The organism is Streptomyces sp. B21-083 (assembly GCF_036898825.1).
In the GTDB taxonomy this organism is placed as follows: domain Bacteria; phylum Actinomycetota; class Actinomycetes; order Streptomycetales; family Streptomycetaceae; genus Streptomyces.
Window position 1 is genome coordinate 3,718,467 of sequence record NZ_JARUND010000002.1, and the last position, 16,755, is coordinate 3,735,221.

Consider the following 16,755-nt stretch of genomic DNA (forward strand, 5'->3'; position numbering starts at 1 on the left):
GTTCGTTCGGTGTCCGTTCGGTCCGGGCAGCTGTCAGGTGCGCACCCGCAGGAAGTAGAAACGGGTCGTCTGTGCGGCGCTCTGGTTGTCGTCGCTGACCAGGAGGACGTCGAGCCGGTTCCCGGTGTGCCCGGTGATCACCATGCCCTCGATGTTGTCGAGGAGGGGGTTCGGCTGGGGCTGCTTGGCGGTCGCTCCCATTGAATCCTCCCCTCCCTGGCGGGAAGGGATTCCTGGCTCAGGCTGCCTCCTGGAGCAGCGCTCCAGGAGGTCTTCCGCCATCAGCGCCAGCCGGGTTGAGACCAGCCCGGACGAGCATGACGTGTGCGGAGTTCTTGTCCCGTGGGGACACGTTTCCGCACGCGGTGCAGGTGTAGGTGCGCTCACCCAGCGGCAGGCGGTGCTTGGCTCTCGCATCGCAGTGCGCGCAGTCCATCGTGGTGTGCGCGGGGTGGACGAGGCGGATGTCCCGCCCGTGCTTGCGGCCCATCTCGATCAGCGCGGCCTTAGTCGCACCGATGGCGGCGTCAGCAGCCTTGCGGGCCATCGTGCTCCTGACCAGGAACTTCGGACGAAAGTCCTCGACAGCGATGGCATCGTGGTCGCGGACAACCTTCTTGGCCCACTTGCGACCAGTGTCCTCACGCTGCCTCGCGACCTTCTTGTAAGCCTTCGCCCGCCATTTCTTCGCCTCACGGTAGCCCTTCGACCCGGGCTGGCCCTTCTTCGGCTTGCGGCGGGCCATCATCCGGTCATACCGGGTCACCTTCGTCCCGGCCTTCCTGCCATGCCCGGCGTGCGGCAGGTCGTGCAAGTCGGATGTGGTGGTCGCGGTCTCCTTCACACCCCAGTCGATGCCGAGTGCACGGCCGGTCTCCGGCAGGGGCTGGACCTGGGCGGGAACGACGAACGAGCAGTACCAGTGCCCAAGGCTGTCCTGGTACACGCGCACCGAGGAGGGCTCGGCCGGCAGTTCCCGCGACCACACCACGGTCAGGATGATGCCGCCCGCCAGGTGGAGTCGGCCGTACTTCAGCCGGAATCCGCGCTTGGTGTAGTTGAGGGTCGCCAGTGCCTCGTGCTTCTTCTTGTAGGCGGGCATCCCCGCCCGGCGTGCAATGGGCAGGCGCTCGGCGATGTCCTTGTGTGCCTTGGTGCGGGAGCGGCCGAAGTCACGGATGGCCTGCTGCTGGACGACCGACGATCCCTCACGCAGCCACGGCGTACGGGTGCGGGCCTCGGTCAGCATCCTGTCGAGCTGAGCCGGGCCGCACGTGGCCTTCTGGCCGGTGGCCTTGTTGCGCAGGTGCACGGCCCTGGACTTGGCAGCACATTCGTTCCACACCCACCGGCATCGGTCCCACTCCGCCGCCAGGGCGGTGCGGGCCGTGGACGAAACGCGCAGCCGGTACGTGTAGCGGGCATGCCCGGCCGCCGCACCAGCCCCCACCTGCGCCATCTCGCCCCCTCACGCTCCCCTGCCGGGACGCCGTGCCGTCCCGAACCCTCCGAGGGACCATACGTACGGCAGCCGCACAAACGCACCCCGATCCCACAGCCATCACCCCGACCAGCGATCACAGGCACACGCGTTCGCATCACCTCGGCGAAGCCGACAGCGGGTGAAGTCGGCTCGCGGTCAGCTCGCCGCGAGATCCCGATGGACGACCTTGGCGACGCCCTCGATGGTCGCGATGCCGTAGTTCCAGGTGCTGTTGCCCTGGCTGAGCACCGTGATCATGTAGTCGTGGCCGCCACCCTTGAACGTGCCGACGCTGTGCACCCGCCAGCCGTTCGTCGCGCGTTCCAGCCAGCCGTTCTTGACGTGCACGGAGACACCCGCGGGCGCGCCCTTCGGCGTGCCCCAGCGCTGGGAGGAGATGACCTCACTCATCAACTGCTGTATGTAGGCACGCGAGTTGTCGGTCAGCACCGTGTTGGTGATGGTGGTGAGGGCCAGGAGCTTCTGCTCGTCACGGGCGGTGATCTGGGTGAGACCCCAGTAGCCGTTCGTGCCGGGCTTGGTCTGGGTCATGCCGGCCGCCGCGACGAAGTTCCTGATCTTCGTCAGACCCAGCTGGTTCCACAGCTTCGTGGTCGAGGCGTTGTCCGACTTGGTGATCATGGCCTTGGCGAGACTCTTCTCGGTGGCCGTCAAAGCACGGTTGGTCTTCTGTGCGTCCCAGAGCAGGGTCGACAGGACGGTCACCTTGACGACGCTGGCGGAGTCGTAGGCGGTCTGCGCCCGGTACACGCAGGTCGTCTTGGTGGACCGGTCGAAGACGCCGACACTGATGGAGCCCCGACGCCCGGAGAGAGCGGTGGTGATGTCTTGCTTCAGCTTGGTGGCGAGGGCGGGCTTGGCGGACGTACAACTGACGGCCGCCGCAGCCGCGTTGGCGGGTGTCGCGGTGGCCGCGAGTGACAGCACGGTGGCGGCGCAGACGGCGGCGCCCCCAAGTATGCGGGCACGCGCGGATCTGGATATGTGGTGAGTCATGGAGGTTCCCCATCCCCGTGAACGGCGTCAACGCGCCCCCGGCACGCTGGTCTCTCTGTGACCACGCGCGCATCCGAATGGTTGTACGCCAACTCGCACTATCTTTCGGACTTTTCTTGCGGACTTTTCGTGAGGACTTCTCTCGGGGACTTCTCGGACTTCCCTTGGGGACTTCTCTCAGGGGAGGGCCATACCGCCCGAAACGCGCTGTTGCCCCGATTCACAGGTGGCCCCCAGCCACGCCACAGCGCGCACCCACCCCGCGTCCCGACGATTCGACGGTGACCTCTGCCACCGACCCCCTTCCCCACGCCCCGGAGCCCCCCGTCGCCGCCCATCCCGCGGCACCCATGGCTCCACCGGCCCCCACCCCGTCAGACACGCCCGAGAAGGCGCCGCGCTGGTCGCTCCCCGCGCTGCTCGCGATCATGTTGCTGGCCGGGGTCCTGTACTCCTGGAACCTCTCCTCCTCCGGCCTCAACAGCTTCTACAGCGCGGCCGTACTGAGCGGCACGCAGGGCTGGAAGGCGTGGTTCTTCGGCTCGCTCGACGCGGGGAACTTCCTCACGGTCGACAAGCCGCCCTTCGTCCTCATGGTCATGGGCCTGTCCTGCCGCGTGTTCGGCTACGGCACCTGGCAGATGATGGCGCCGCTCATCGCGTCCGCGCTCGGCACCATCTGGATCCTGCACTCCTCCGTGAAGCGGGTGTTCGGTCACGCGGCGGCCACCTTGGCCGCGCTGGTCCTGGCGCTCACCCCGATCACCGTGGCCATCAACCGCGACAACAACCCCGACACACTGCTCGTCTGCCTGATGGTGGCGGGCGCGGCTCTCGCCCTGCGCGCCACCCGCGACGGCAGGCTGCTGCCGCTGCTCGGCTCGGCCGTGTGCTTCGGGCTCGCGTTCGACACGAAGATGCTCCAGGGCTATATCGCCCTGCCCGCCGTCTTCGCGGTCTACCTGTACGCGGCCGACCTGGGCCTCGTGAAGCGGATCGTGAACCTGCTGCTCGCGGGCGTCGCGCTCGCGGTCTCCAGCTTCTGGTGGGCGACGGCCGTGTCCCTCGTACCGGCCGACGAACGCCCGTACATCGGCGGCTCGACGGACGGCAGCGCCTGGAACCTGATCATGGGCTACAACGGCCTCGGCCGTGTCCTCGGCGGCGAGGGCAACGGCGGGGGCGGCGGAGGCGGGGGCGGCGGCTTCTCCGGGACCGCCGGTATCGGCCGTATGTTCAACGAGATCCTCGGCGGCCAGATCTCCTGGCTCATCCCCTTCGCGGGCATCGCGCTGGTGGGCGGCCTGGTGCTGGTCGGCCGAGCCCCGCGTACGGACGCGACCCGGGCCGCGCTGCTGATGTGGGGCGGCTGGACGCTGCTCCACTACCTCACCTTCGCCATGGCCGAAGGCACGATGCACCCGTACTACACGACCGCCCTCGCGCCCGGCATCGCGGCGCTGTGCGGTGGCGGCGGAGTGCTCCTGCTGCGCGCGTTCCGCACCGACAAGCGGTGGGTGTGGGTGCTCCCGCTGGCCCTCGGCGTCACCGGCGTCTGGTCGGTCGTGCTGCTGCGCCGTACGTCCGACTGGAACGCGTGGCTGTGGCCGGCGATCGCCGTGGTCATGGCGCTGGCGATCACCGGTCTGCTGGTCTTCCGCACCGGGCGCCGAGTGCGGTTGCTGGCGGTGTCGGTGGTGGCGGCGATCGTCGCGGCGATGGCCGGCCCGGCCGCGTACGCCCTGGCGGAGACCTCCGCGACGGGCGGCGGCATGGGCGGCACGAACCCGACGGCCGGCCCTTCGACGGGCGGCGGAATGGGCGGCCCCGGGGGCGGTGGCGGTCGCGCGGGCGGCGGCTTCCCCGGCGGCAGCGGCGACCCTGGCCGGCAGAACGGTCAGCCTTCGCAGGGACAGCAGCAGGGCGGTCAGATGGGTACGCCGCCCAGTGGCGGTATGCCCAGCGGAGCACCCGGCGGCACCGGCCAGCAGGACAGCGGCACGGGCACGCCTCCGAGCGGCACGGGCGGCACCGGTGACACGAACGCCGAGGCCGACGGTCAGCAGCAGGGCGGGCAGCCCGGCGGCATGGGTGGCGGGGGTTTGGGCGGTGGCGGCGGCATGAGCGGCGGCGCCGACAGCCAGCTGATCACGTATCTGAAGAAGCACCAGGACGGCGCCAAGTGGCTGCTGGCGGTGTCCGGTTCGCAGAGTGCGGCGCAGCTGATCCTGAGCAGCGGCGAGCCGGTGATCTCCATGTGGGGCTGGTCCGGCACCGACAAGGCGATGACCCTGGCCAGGCTCAAGGAGCTGGTGAAGAAGGGCGAGTTGCACTACATCCAGCTCGGCGGCGGCATGGGCGGCGGAGGCGGCGCGGGCGGCGCCGACCTCAGCTCGGAGGTCACGGCCTGGGTGCAGAAGAACGGTACGGCGGTCAAGGAGAGCGAGTACAGCAGCGGCACCAGCAACAACAGCGCGACGACGGAGTCCGGCAGCACACAGTCCACGTCGTCGATCTACCGTCTGGACGCGTCGGACGTCAGCTGAGCCCGACCGACACCGACTGACAGCGACCGAACCCCGAGTGGCCCCTGACCGCGACGCCGGTAAGGGGCCACTCCCGTGTCCACGGGCTCTACGCGCGTCAAATCACGGCGAAATCACCCGAGTTGCCGGATCACGTCACTCAACAGACACACGCAGTTCATTGCCTGAAACGCATGTCCATGTCACGCTCCCGGATGTCTCCCCCATTCGACACGCGTAGAACGGACACCCCCGATGCCCGCGACGCAGATACGCACCCTCCGCTGGAAGACGGTGGCACTCGCCACGTCGACCGTCCTGGCCGCCCTCGCCATCCCCACGATGACCGCCACCCCGGCGGGCGCGACGACGACGGCGTACGACTCCACGTACTACAAGAACGCGATCGGCAAGACCGGTACGAGCCTCAAGTCCTCGCTGCACACGATCATCAGCAGCCAGACGAAGATCTCGTACTCCGCGGTCTGGAACGCCCTCAAGGTCACCGACCAGGACCCGAACAACAGCAACAACGTGATCCTGCTGTACAGCGGTGTCTCACGCGCCAAGTCCCTCAACGGCGGCGACGTCGGCGACTGGAACCGCGAGCACACCTGGGCCAAGTCCCACGGCGACTTCGGCGAGGCGACCGGCCCCGGCACGGACCTGCACCACCTGCGCCCGGCGGATGTCCAGGTCAACAGCATCCGCGGCAACCTGGACTTCGACAACGGCGGCAGCGCCGTCACCAACGGCGGCGGCAGCACCGTCGACTCCGACTCCTTCGCGCCGCGCGCCGCGGACCGAGGCGACGTCGCCCGCATGATCCTCTACATGGCCGTGCGCTACGAGGGCGACGACGGCTGGGCCGACCTGGAGCCCAACGAGAAGGTCGGCAACGGCTCCAACCCCTACATGGGCAAGCTCTCCGTACTCAAGGCCTGGAGCGAGGCGGACCCGCCCAGCGCCTTCGAGGAGAAGCGCAACCAGGTCATCTACGACACCTACCAGCACAACCGCAACCCGTTCATCGACCACCCTGAGTGGGTCGAGGCGATCTGGTAGTAGTTCCTTCTCACTCTGAACTCACGCTGAACGCCCCGTAATCCACGGGGCGTTCAAGTGCGTCACCGACCGGTACCGGCTATTTGCGGTAGAGGTTCTCGGCGATGGCCAGGAAGAGGTGGAGATTCGTGACGCCGCTGGCCGGGACGGTGAACCAGGGGCTGGACGTGCCGTACTTCATGACGTGGACCGCGCCTCCCTTCACCTGGACCCCATGGACCTCGGACCATGGAAGAGGTTTCTTCCCACGGATGACCACGCCCGTGCGCGAGACCGTGAAAGAACCGAAGTCGACCGTCCCGTCCGCACGCACCGAGTCCAGGACCGCCTGCCCCTGGGCCCGGAGTATCGCTTCCTGCAGCAACGGCCCCCACGTCTCGGGTCTCTCGTAGAACTCCGTGATCTCCATGCCGCCGAAGCTCGGGGCGGATATGGAGTAGACGTACTTGGTGGGGGTGGGGATGCCGTTGACGATCAGTTGGGTGATGTCCTGGTACAGCTTCGCGGAATCCCAGCGGAAGGCGGTCATACCGTCCCCGAACTGCGGTTGCACGATCATGCCGTGCTCGAACAGGTGGAGACGCTTGGATGCCTGCTTCCTGGTCAACGTACCCGGGACTGAAGTCCTGGGCTTGCAGAGCGGGCGCCACTGGTTGTGGTGCTGCGCTTGCATCCGGTCCCACGCCCGGGTTCGGGGGGTGGGTCTGGGGCGGTTGACTGCGCCCCGCGTCGCCACAACTCTTCCGCGCGTGCGCGGATGTTGCGGGAGCTGTTGCGGTCTGCGTGATCAACGAATCCGCAGGACCGGCACGCGAACCAGGCCTGGGAGACCCGGTTCGCCTTGTCGATGTGGCCGCATTCGGCGCAGGTGCGGGAGGTGTACGCCGGATCGACGTACACCACCGGCACCCCTGCCTTACGGGCCTTGTACGCGATGAACGACCCCAGCTGGGCGAAGCTCCAGCTGGAGTGGGTGGCCCGTTGGGGCTTGCGAAGCCGTACCCGTTCACGGATGCCGCCCAGGTCTTCCAGGGCGATTCCGCGTCCGGTGCGTTCTGCCTCGGCCACCACATGCTTCGCGATCTTGTGGTTGATGTCCTTCGCCCGCCGCGCCTCCTTGCGCCGCCGTTTCTTCAGGCGGCGCCTGGCGGACGGGGTGTTCTTCTTCTGCAGCTTGGTCCGCAGTGTGCGTTCACGCAGCCGCCCCCGATTGAGTTCACGCCCGGCCATGATCTGGCCGTCACTCGTGGTGGCGATGTTCACGATCCCCAGGTCGATGCCGAGGAAGCCGTCGGGGTCGGTGTTCAGGGGTGCTTCGGGGATCTCGCAGGTGGCCTGCAGAAACCACATGCCGTCCCGCGCGACGAGGTCGGACTCGCCCTTGCGGTACAAGGCCAGGCGGGCCAGCTGCTCCGGGGAAGCGGTGAACGCCACCTGCTTCATCCGCCCGGACAGGGTCCACAGGGAGACGGTCCGGTCGGTGATCTGCCAGGACAGCATCCGGTCGTCATAAGGCTGAGCACCCTCGGCCCGAAACGTGATCGGCTTCTCCGCCGCCCGCCGGTAACGCTTCGACCACGGCCTGCCCAGATTCCCGGCCTTCAGATTCGAGGCCAGCGTCCGGTAGGCGTCACAGGTCTTCTTGACGGTGTGCTGGGCGGCCTGCGCCCCCAAACCCCACCGCTGCCTGATCTCGGCGTAGGTGTGCTCACGCAGCGCGAAGTTCCGCTTCGCATCCTTGGCGAAGGCGACCTCGGACGCCCAGGACGCGGCCTCGTTGCAGGCGTGCAGGGTCGCCTCAAGTGCCGCCGCCTGTATGGGCGTCGGTAGCAGCTTGACCTGCACCACCAGCTTCATGACACCCGAACCTACACACCCCTCCGTACACACAGACGTCTTCCGCACAACCGTCCCACCATCCAGCGATCCGTCGACTGCACGTTCGAACTACCCCGGCTCCGCCGGACAGCCCCACGGGCGCTCCGCGCCCGAACTCCCGGACACCGCGACGCTCCGCGTCGCCACCACACGATGCGATTCCTCCCAGCCTTAAACGCCTGGGGTTCCTCACAAGAATCTCGCTGAAGTTCGGGAAGCGGCCCAGCCACCAGAAGCACACCAGTCCGGGGACTTCGCCACTTGAACCAGTCCCACGGACAAGGTGCGCGACACGACCCTCCCCTGCACTCACTCCCACTCACCAGAACGCTCTTGAACGCACTCCAGCGGTAGCAGCTCCAAACCCCTCCTGCCTCCCCACGGCCGCCGGCATCACAACAGCCGTACTACGGGAGGACGAACTGCTCGTCGCCCTCCACCGCGAACACCCCCTGGCAGGAGCGGAGTCGGTCGACCTGCGCGACCTGCGCGACGAGACCTGGCTCCAGGACACGTACGGCGACCGCCCCACCATGCTCGCCGACGCCTGCGCCCGGGCCGGCTTCAGCCCCCGCAAAATCATCAGAATCGCGGAGTGGACAGGCAAGTTCGGCTACGTCGCCGCAGGCCTGGGAGTGGCCCTCGTCCCGTCACTGGCCACCTGGGCGCTCCCGGCCGAACTCGCCCTGTGCCGAGTCACCGACCCGGCGCTCCGCCGCACGGTCCACATGGCGTTGCCTGCCGCCCCGCTGCCGGCGGCACTGAAACTCGGGGAGTTGCTGCGGGGCGCCACGGGCTGAACCGTCTCCCAGGCCAGATACGACAGGGCGACCCTCTCGGCCGGAAGGGACGGGGCAGGCGTTTAATCGGATGTGCGTGCAGCGCGGAGTTGTTAGGTTCGCCGTGTGCCGAAGCTGAATCAGATCATCGCCGTCGAAAAGGGCGTCAAGTCCAAGGCTCTCCAGGAGCTCACCCAGGCTCACCAGGACGTGCAGAAGCCCGCCCTGCTGGCCGGCATCTCCCGGACCTACCAGCCCAAGGACGAGGAGGGCGAGCAGTTGCCGCCCGAGTCCACGCGGGTGCAGATCAAGGCCGAGGACGCTCTGCGGGCGACCGCCGGGACGCTGACGCGGCTCTTCGACGTGACCGCCACGAAGGACTGGGCGAACCGGTCTGCGGTCGCGGACGTGGTGGTCGACGGTACGGTGCTGTTGCCCCAGGTGCCCGTCCCGTACCTGCTGTTCCTGGAGAAGCAACTCACCGACCTGCACACCTTCGTGCGCAAGCTGCCGGTGCTCGACGCCTCCGAGTCGTGGAACCTGGACCCCTCGACGGACTCGTGGAAGACGGACCCGGTGCGGACCATCCGCACGAAGAAGGTTCCGCGCAACCACGTGAAGGCCGAGGCCACGGAGAAGCACCCGGCGCAGGTCGAGGTGTACTACGAGGACGTCCCGGTCGGTTACTGGACCACGGTGAAGTTCTCCGGCGCGCTGCCCGCCCGGCGGGTCAACGAGCTCCTCGACCGCGTCGAGAAGCTCCAGCAGTCCGTCAAGTTCGCCCGCGAGGAGGCGAACAACACCGAGGTCACCGACCAGCGGGTCGGCGACGCGGTGTTCGGCTACCTCTTCCGGTAGCCCCCACATACGCCCTCCGTCGCGAGCGGAGGGTGCGCGATGAGCGCAAGCTGAAACTGATGTTGAAGCTGATCAAGGGGTGTCAGTTGGGGGTTCGAATCCCTCTCCCCGCACCACGTGCGGGGGTGGCCCAAGCCTGGCAGAGGCGGCCCCGTGAAACTCAGATTCTCGCTCCAGTCTCAGTATTCGCCGCCGAACACCGGATCGACCGAGCGTGGGCGAACATCGACGGATGGGGGTTCAAGTCCCCTCGGCGCCTCTCTCGTGGCGCTGTAGTTCAAAGGCAGAACACGTCGATCTCAATATGACCCGCGGTTCTTAAACGCCGTCGGTGTGCGCAAATGGGTGGCAAGCTGGAGCCCGGGAGCTGGACATGCTCCCGGGCTCCGTCACGTTGTGGTCCGAAGTGGGCCCCATGCCTGCACGCGCGCGAGCCGAGGGGTTCGCACACTCCCGTCCCGCTTGTCAGAAGCCGAAGGAGTTGTGCGGTTCGGGATCGCTCCGGAACATCCGGGCCAGCCGCCCGATCGCACCGTCGGCGTGCGGGGTGATGCGGCCGGCGTACGCCAGGTCGTGTGCCGACATGCCGCCGAAGTAGAGCGAACTGAGCGCCGGGACCGTGATGGTCAGGTCTGGCGGCTGCTCGGTCGGAACACATGTCGCTGAGTCACCGTCCGCCCGTAGGCACCACGTCCGGTTGTTCGCCGGGCACATCCGGTCGCCGTCGACGGTGAACCGCAGCTCGCCGGCGGTCTCGTACGAGCGTTGCGTCAGGGCGCGAGGGACGTCGAGCAGGCGTGCCCACAGGTTGTCCGACTGGCGGGTCACGCGCATCGCCCGTGGGTTCGTGAGCATCCACCGCAGGGGTTCGTCGCGCGGACGGCCGGGCGCCACGACGGTCTTGGTGAGGTCGAAGTCGATCAGCAGACTCCACAAGGCGCGGTAGGCCACCGGATCGGCCGCCTCAAGCGCCTCCACGACAAGGGTTCCCGCATTGCCCGCTGTCGAGGACCAGGGCAGTCGGAAGTTGGCGATGCCGTCCACAGCGCCGTGCTGGTCACGGTGGACGAGATACCGCAACGGTCCATTCGTGCCGGCCGCGTCGTCGGAAAGCCCGTCCCAACGCCCGGGAAGGGCGGTGAGCTCACCGACGCGGGACGCACGCACGGCCGCGTGCACCGCGGGCCAGGCCTGCTTCGCCTGCGCGGCACCGACCAGCTCCAGCGACCCGGGATCCGTCTCCGCCGGGAGGAGGGCGGCTTCGTGACGAGCCAGCTCCCACCGGACGCGATAGGTCGCCGGTGAGAACCCGTACCGCCCGTAGATGCTGCCTTCACTCGCGCTGAGCATCGCCAGGGGCTCGCCTCGGCCCAGGGCTGATTCGAACATGGCCTGCATCATCTGCCGCAGGTACCCGCGTCGGCGGTGGGTCGCGATCACCCCGGTGGAGGTGACGCCGGCCATCCTGACCGTGCCCCCGCCGGGGACCGTCACCCCGAAGGAGATGGTGGCCGATGCGCCGACGCACGTGCTGTCGACGAACGTAGCTATGGGGTGAAAGGACTCATCCTTGACGTCAGCCTCCGCCCACCGATCGAGCTGCTCCACGGTCGCGGGGGTGCGCGGCGGCGGCCACGGCTCGGCACCCCCGTGCCACGCGGCATCCGCCGGCTCCCAGTGCGGCAGCCCGTTCGCGAACGGCAATGCCCGGTAGTACGCAGTCATCTCGTCCGGACGCGGTGCACGAACCTGGGTCACCATGCCGGACATTGCATCCGCCATCTCACCGACCGGCAACCGAATATCCTCGGAGCAACGGGTGAACTCGATCTGCGTAACCGCGAGTTCACCCAAGCGCGAGCCACACGCCGTACCTGTTCAGCTGCCCAAGGGTACGAACCCGGAATACACCCCGCCAAGGAACAGGGCCCACGCCGCTGCACCAACCCTGACGACAGGGCCGCGCGAACTCTTGGAGTCGCGGACGTCGATACCGGCCACCTGACTGCGTGCTTCTATGCATTCACCGTTCTGGCCGCTGTAGCTGCTCGTGAACCAAGTGGTCCGCTCCGACGACATGGGCTGCTCTTCCTTACGAATCGGGCAGCCCCTCGGCGATCCCGATGATCCGGGACTCGGATTCCATCGCGCTGAGAGCTGCGGCACGGAGGTGGTCGAAGGCGCCGCCCAACCGAGCCGTGTCCTCCCGGGTCTCCAGGTACGCGTGACTCGCGAAGTTCTCCAGGAGGACAACTTCCAGCCCCGCCGGGGGAGGAAAACTGTAGATCAGGAAGGGATATGGCCCGCCCTGGCAGGCTCCTGCCGTGAAGGGTAGTACCTGCAAAGTCACGTTCGGAAGCTGGGCCAACTCAACAAGGTCCTTCTCGTCCTCCCTCGGCGAGGACTCCGAGGCGATGGCCACACTCACACGTGCGATGTTCGACGGCCCCTCCGACCTGGCTTCCAGCGCCGGACAGTCCCCGTCCATCACCCCAAATGCGTAGCCGCGAACATCCGCAGCACTGCCGGAAGCACCACCACCGACGGCCCCGGCTCGCCCAGCGCCTTCGCGAGGTCCGTGTCCAGTGTCTCCGGTGTGGTTCGTGTCGCCGGTACGCCGAACGACTCGGCCAGCGCCACGAAGTCCGGCCGCGTCAGTTCCGTCCCCGTCGCTTCCCCGAACGCGTCGGTCATGTACTCGCGCAGGATGCCGTAGCCGCCGTCGTCCACGATCAGCCAGGTGACGTTCAGGTCGTACTGCCTGGCCGTGGCCAGCTCCGCGATGCCGTACAGGGCGCCGCCGTCGCCCGAGACCGCCAGCACCGGGTACGTCGGGTCGGCCACCGCGGCTCCCAGGGCCGCCGGGAAGGCGTAGCCGAGGCCGCCCGCTCCCTGGGCCGAGTGCATGGTGTTGGTTCCGCGCGGGTCGAAGGCCGACCAGGCCCAGTAGGACAGGATCGTCATGTCCCAGAAGGATGGGGAGCGGGGTGGCAACGCCGCTCTGATCGACTTCAACAGGCCCTGTTCCAGGGTGAGTTCCTGGGCAGCGAGGCGCTCGCCCACCCGGTCGAGGACCCCTTTCACCCGCTCCTCCGCCGACTCGTCCTGCCGTGCCGCCGACACCGTCTCCAGCAGTGCCTGCAGCGCGAGTCGGGCGTCCGCGTGGATGCCCAGTGCCGGGTGGTTGGACTCCAACTTGCCGAGGTCCGCCTCGACTTGGATGACCCGGCCGCGCGGCTTGAACGTGTGGTAGTTCGAGGAGAGTTCACCCAGGCCCGAGCCGACGACCAGCAGGACGTCCGCGTCCTCCAGGAAGTCGGTCATGTGCCGGTCCTCCAGCCAGGACTGGAGGGAGAGGGGGTGCGTCCACGGGAACGCGCCCTTGCCGCCGTACGTCGTCACCACCGGCGCCTGGAGATACTCCGCCAGCGCCCTCAACTTGCCCGCCGCGTCCGCCCGTACGACCCCGCCCCCCGCGATGATCGCCGGTCGCTCGGCGTTCGACAGCAAGTGCGCTGCCAGCGCCGTCAGTTCGGGGCGCGGCGGCAACTCCTCGGGGAAGGCGTCGCCGCCCGTCACCACCGGAATCAGCGTCTCGGCGGTCAGAACGTCCTGCGGGATCTCCACCCACACCGGGCCGTGCGGGGCCGTGAGCGCCGACTTCCAGGCGTCGGCGATCGCCGAGGGGATCTGGGACTGCGTACGGACGGTGTGGACCGACTTCACCACAGCTCTGAACGACGCCTGCTGGTCCGGGAGTTCGTGGAGGTAGCCGTGTCGGCCGCCGCCCAGCCCCGCTGTCGGGATCTGGCTGCTGATCGCCAGGACGGGGGCGGAGGCGGCTGCAGCTTCCTGGAGCGCCGCCAGTGACGTCAGCGCGCCCGGCCCCGTCGACAGGAGCAGCGGCGCCGCCTCGCCCGTCATCCGGCCGTACGCGTCCGCCGCGAACCCCGCGTTGTTCTCCACCCGTAGGCCGATGTACCGGAGGTCCGAGCGGCGCAGCGCGTCGAACAGGCCCAGGGCGTGCTGGCCGGGCAGGCCGAAGACCGTCGTCGTGCCGAGGCCTGCCAGCGTCTCCACGACCAGGTCCCCGCCGGTGCGGCCGGCGGGCGGGTTCAGCGCGGCCTCCGTCTGTGCGGCGGTCGGCTTCAGCACCAGGTCGTGGTCGTGGGTCACTTCGCAGCCTTCTCCTGAGCCATTTCCTGAGCCTTCTCCTGGGCCCTCGCCCCGGCGATCTGACGAGACATGATCGTCGTCAGTTCGTACGCCGTGTGCGACGCCGCGACCGACGTGATCTCGGCGTGATCGTACGCGGGGGCGACTTCGACGACATCCGCGGAGACCAGGTTGCAGGACGCCAGGCCCCGCAGGATCTCCAGCAGCTCCCTCGACGTCATACCGCCCGCCTCGGGCGTGCCCGTGCCGGGGGCGAAGGCCGGGTCGAGGCAGTCGATGTCGATGGAGATGTACAGGGGGCGGTCGCCGATGCGCTGGCGGAGCTGGTCGGCGACCTCGTCGACACCGCGCCGCATGACGTCCGCCGACGTCACGATGCCGAAGCCCATCTTCGCGTCGTCGTCCAGGTCCTGCTTGCCGTACAGGGGGCCGCGCGTGCCGACGTGCGAAAGGGCGGAGGTGTCGAGGATGCCCTCCTCCACCGCCCGGCGGAACGGCGTCCCGTGCGTGTACTCGGCGCCGAAGTAGGTGTCCCAGGTGTCGAGGTGCGCGTCGAAGTGGAGCAGCGCCACCGGGCCGTGTTTCTTCGCCACCGAGCGCAGCAGGGGAAGCGCGATCGTGTGGTCGCCGCCGAGGGTCATCAGCCTCGCGCCTGTCCCCAGCAGCTCGTCGGCCGCCGCCTCCACCGTCTCCACGGCCTCGTTGATGTCGAACGGGTTGGCGGCGATGTCTCCGGCGTCCGCGACCTGGGCGAGGGCGAACGGGGACGCGTCCTGCGCCGGGTTGTACGGCCGCAGCAGCCGGGACGCCTCGCGGATCGCGTTGCCGCCGAAGCGTGCTCCGGGCCGGTACGAGACGCCCGAGTCGAACGGCACCCCGACCACGGCGACATCCGCCCGTCCGCCGACCTCGTCGAGGCGCGGCAGCCGCGCGAAGGTCGCGGGACCGGCGTACCTCGGGATGCGGGACGAGTCGACGGGGCCGCGGGGCGTCTCAGAGCTGCGGAGTGTCTCGGGGCTGCTGGGCGTCTCGGGGCTGCTGGTCATACCGTCTGCCTTCTTCCTGGCCCAGGACCGGTTCGGTTTGGTTCGGATGCGTGTTCGATAGCGTGGTCCGTGCGGCGCTCGCGCCAGCGTAGGTGGCCCAGGTGAGCCCAGGAAATTCAGGTGGCGTGACCTGCGTCCCAGCGGCCGGGACGTCCGGGTGTTCGCGGTGTCGTCTGCCTCACAATGGGAGGCATGCCGATACCCGGGATTCCCAGCCGCGCCGAGCTTGTCGATCACCTCGTCAGAACCCGCATCGCGGGCGATGTCGCCACGCCCCGCGAGAACAACCTCTCCCACTACCGCAAGCTGGCGAACGGCGAACGGCACTACTGGCTCGGGCTGGAGCTGGGTGACCGCTGGAGCGACGAGCAGGACGTGCTCGCGGTGATGGCCGAGCGGGTCGGCGTGAGCGACGATCCCGAACACCGGTACGGCCAGGACACCATCGACCCCGAACTGACCATCGCCGGGCTGGAGCGCCTGGCGGCCCGGCTGCGCAAGGCGGCCGACGGGCAGCAGCGGGTGCTGTTCGCGACCGGTCACCCGGGCGGTCTGCTCGACGTGCACCGTGCCACGGCCGAGGCACTGCGGGCCGCCGGCTGCGAGATCGTCGTCATCCCGGACGGTCTGACGACGGACGAGGGGTACGTGTTCCAGTTCGCGGACGTGGCGGTGCTGGAGCACGGAGCCTCGCTGTGGCACACACACTCCGGTGAGCCGATGCGCGCGATCCTGACGGGCCTGGAGCGCGAGGGCCGCCCGCTGCCCGACCTGGTCGTCGCCGACCACGGCTGGGCGGGGTACGCGGGACAGCACGGCATCGACTCCGTCGGTTACGCCGACTGCAACGACCCGGCGCTGTTCCTGGCCGAGGCGGAGGGCACCCTCCAGGTGGCCGTTCCGCTCGACGACCATGTGACGAGCCCGCGCTTCTACGACCCGCTGACGGCGTTCCTGCTGAACGAGGCCGAACTGATCAGCGAGTAGAAAACAAGCGCTGATCAAGTAGAACTCCTGATCAGGGCGTTCGGGGGATCCTGATCACGCCCTCCTGGATGACCGTGATGGCCAGCTGTCCGTCCTGCGTGTAGATGCGGCCCTGGCCGAGGCCCCGGCCGCCGGACGCGGACGGTGACTCCTGGTCGTACAGCAGCCACTCGTCGGCGCGGAACGGGCGGTGGAACCACATCGCGTGGTCCAGGGAGGCGCCGACCACGTCGTGGACCGCCCAGCCACCCCGTCCGTGCGCGAGCAGGACGGAGTCGAGCAGCGTGTAGTCGGAGACGTACGTGGCGAGGCAGACGTGGAGCAGCGGTTCGTCGACGGCGCCGCCGAGCTTGCCGTTCGTACGGAACCAGACCTGGGAGCGCGGTTCGCGGGGCTCGCCGAACCTGCCGTAGGGCGGGTCGTCGACGTAGCGGATGTCGACGGCCTCGCGGGACTGCAAAAACCTCTCGACGACCGCCGCGTCCAGATGCGCGTACTGGGGGAGCTGTTCCTCGGCCGTGGGGAGGGTCGCCGGGTCGGGGGCGGCGGGCATGGGGGCCTGGTGGTCGAGGCCCTCCTCGTGCGCCTGGAAGGACGCCGAGAGGTGGAAGATCGGCTGCCCGTGCTGGATCGCGACGACCCGGCGGGTGGTGAAGGAACGGCCGTCGCGGATGCGGTCGACGGTGTAGACGATCGGCGCGCCGGGGTCGCCCGGGCGCAGGAAGTACGAGTGGAGCGAGTGCGCGGGGCGGTCCGGGGGGACCGTGCGCCCGGCGGCGACGAGCGCCTGGGCCGCCACCTGCCCGCCGAAGACGCGCGGGACGATGGCGGGCCGGGACCGGCCGCGGAAGATGTTCTCCTCGATCTGCTCAAGGTCGAGCAGATCGAGGAGAGACTGAAGTGCCTGACTCATGCAGTCATTTCTACGGGTCAGTGATTGC

Annotated in this window: 14 protein-coding genes and 2 pseudogenes; 5 read left to right on the plus strand and 11 right to left on the minus strand. The window is 68.6% G+C overall.

Annotated elements, in window-relative coordinates:
• Nucleotides 1-33 precede the first annotated feature (33 nt).
• The 3 genes and pseudogenes from QA861_RS40595 to QA861_RS40605 form a co-directional block, all read right to left on the minus strand.
• A pseudogene (locus QA861_RS40595) lies at nucleotides 34-204 on the minus strand (esterase-like activity of phytase family protein); the annotation flags it as partial.
• Nucleotides 205-238: 34 nt separating this feature from the next.
• Nucleotides 239-1,459, minus strand: a complete 1,221-nt coding sequence (locus QA861_RS40600) for an RNA-guided endonuclease InsQ/TnpB family protein (RefSeq protein WP_334593882.1) — start codon at nucleotides 1,457-1,459, stop codon at nucleotides 239-241.
• 180 nt (nucleotides 1,460-1,639) lie between these two features.
• The gene (locus tag QA861_RS40605; RefSeq protein WP_334593883.1) at nucleotides 1,640-2,500 is read right to left on the minus strand and encodes a serine hydrolase; all 861 of its coding nucleotides are present in this window, start codon (nucleotides 2,498-2,500) and stop codon (nucleotides 1,640-1,642) included.
• A gap of 281 nt (nucleotides 2,501-2,781) precedes the next feature.
• Here QA861_RS40605 and QA861_RS40610 point away from each other — a divergent pair, with 281 nt between their 5' ends.
• Together QA861_RS40610 and QA861_RS40615 are read left to right on the plus strand one after the other, a co-directional pair.
• Nucleotides 2,782-5,046 (plus strand): ArnT family glycosyltransferase, encoded by a 2,265-nt coding sequence (locus tag QA861_RS40610; RefSeq protein WP_334593885.1) that lies wholly within the window; start codon nucleotides 2,782-2,784, stop codon nucleotides 5,044-5,046.
• 234 nt (nucleotides 5,047-5,280) lie between these two features.
• Nucleotides 5,281-6,090 carry an endonuclease I family protein gene (locus QA861_RS40615; protein WP_334593886.1) on the plus strand — a complete coding sequence of 270 codons (810 nt, stop codon included), beginning with the start codon at nucleotides 5,281-5,283 and terminating at the stop codon, nucleotides 6,088-6,090.
• A gap of 79 nt (nucleotides 6,091-6,169) precedes the next feature.
• Here QA861_RS40615 and QA861_RS40620 read toward each other — a convergent pair whose 3' ends face one another.
• The gene (locus QA861_RS40620; RefSeq protein ID WP_334593887.1) at nucleotides 6,170-6,697 is read right to left on the minus strand and encodes a DUF6585 family protein; all 528 of its coding nucleotides are present in this window, start codon (nucleotides 6,695-6,697) and stop codon (nucleotides 6,170-6,172) included.
• On the minus strand, nucleotides 6,694-7,947 hold the full coding sequence (locus QA861_RS40625) for an RNA-guided endonuclease InsQ/TnpB family protein (RefSeq protein ID WP_334593888.1): 1,254 nt from the start codon (nucleotides 7,945-7,947) through the stop codon (nucleotides 6,694-6,696). The genes QA861_RS40620 and QA861_RS40625 overlap by 4 nt, the downstream gene beginning before the upstream one ends.
• Before the next feature lie 368 nt (nucleotides 7,948-8,315).
• Between QA861_RS40625 and QA861_RS40630 the strand changes: the two are divergent.
• Together QA861_RS40630 and QA861_RS40635 are read left to right on the plus strand one after the other, a co-directional pair.
• Nucleotides 8,316-8,768 (plus strand): annotated as a pseudogene (locus QA861_RS40630) (LysR substrate-binding domain-containing protein); the annotation flags it as partial.
• A gap of 105 nt (nucleotides 8,769-8,873) precedes the next feature.
• Complete coding sequence (locus tag QA861_RS40635; protein WP_006376607.1) at nucleotides 8,874-9,605, plus strand: DUF7873 family protein; 732 nt, start codon at nucleotides 8,874-8,876, stop codon at nucleotides 9,603-9,605.
• A gap of 465 nt (nucleotides 9,606-10,070) precedes the next feature.
• On the opposite strand, the gene QA861_RS40640 is transcribed toward QA861_RS40635, so the two are convergent.
• From QA861_RS40640 to speB, 5 genes are all read right to left on the minus strand, one after another.
• A complete protein-coding gene (locus QA861_RS40640; RefSeq protein WP_334593891.1) occupies nucleotides 10,071-11,366 on the minus strand; it encodes a GNAT family N-acetyltransferase in 1,296 nt (431 codons plus the stop codon).
• A gap of 117 nt (nucleotides 11,367-11,483) precedes the next feature.
• Nucleotides 11,484-11,684, minus strand: coding sequence for a DUF397 domain-containing protein (locus QA861_RS40645; RefSeq protein WP_334593893.1), 201 nt, complete (start codon nucleotides 11,682-11,684; stop codon nucleotides 11,484-11,486).
• A 13-nt stretch (nucleotides 11,685-11,697) separates the two neighbouring features.
• Complete coding sequence (locus QA861_RS40650) at nucleotides 11,698-12,033, minus strand: Scr1 family TA system antitoxin-like transcriptional regulator (protein WP_334593894.1); 336 nt, start codon at nucleotides 12,031-12,033, stop codon at nucleotides 11,698-11,700.
• Nucleotides 12,034-12,092: 59 nt separating this feature from the next.
• Nucleotides 12,093-13,781, minus strand: a complete 1,689-nt coding sequence (locus QA861_RS40655) for a thiamine pyrophosphate-binding protein (RefSeq protein ID WP_334593895.1) — start codon at nucleotides 13,779-13,781, stop codon at nucleotides 12,093-12,095.
• Entirely contained in the window at nucleotides 13,778-14,827 is a 1,050-nt protein-coding gene (speB, locus tag QA861_RS40660) for an agmatinase (protein ID WP_334593896.1), read from the minus strand. The genes QA861_RS40655 and speB overlap by 4 nt, the downstream gene beginning before the upstream one ends.
• A 192-nt stretch (nucleotides 14,828-15,019) precedes the next feature.
• Here speB and QA861_RS40665 point away from each other — a divergent pair, with 192 nt between their 5' ends.
• Nucleotides 15,020-15,814, plus strand: coding sequence for a phosphatase (locus QA861_RS40665; protein ID WP_334593897.1), 795 nt, complete (start codon nucleotides 15,020-15,022; stop codon nucleotides 15,812-15,814).
• A gap of 31 nt (nucleotides 15,815-15,845) precedes the next feature.
• Here QA861_RS40665 and tesB read toward each other — a convergent pair whose 3' ends face one another.
• The gene (gene tesB / locus QA861_RS40670; RefSeq protein ID WP_334593898.1) at nucleotides 15,846-16,727 is read right to left on the minus strand and encodes an acyl-CoA thioesterase II; all 882 of its coding nucleotides are present in this window, start codon (nucleotides 16,725-16,727) and stop codon (nucleotides 15,846-15,848) included.
• Nucleotides 16,728-16,755 lie beyond the last annotated feature (28 nt).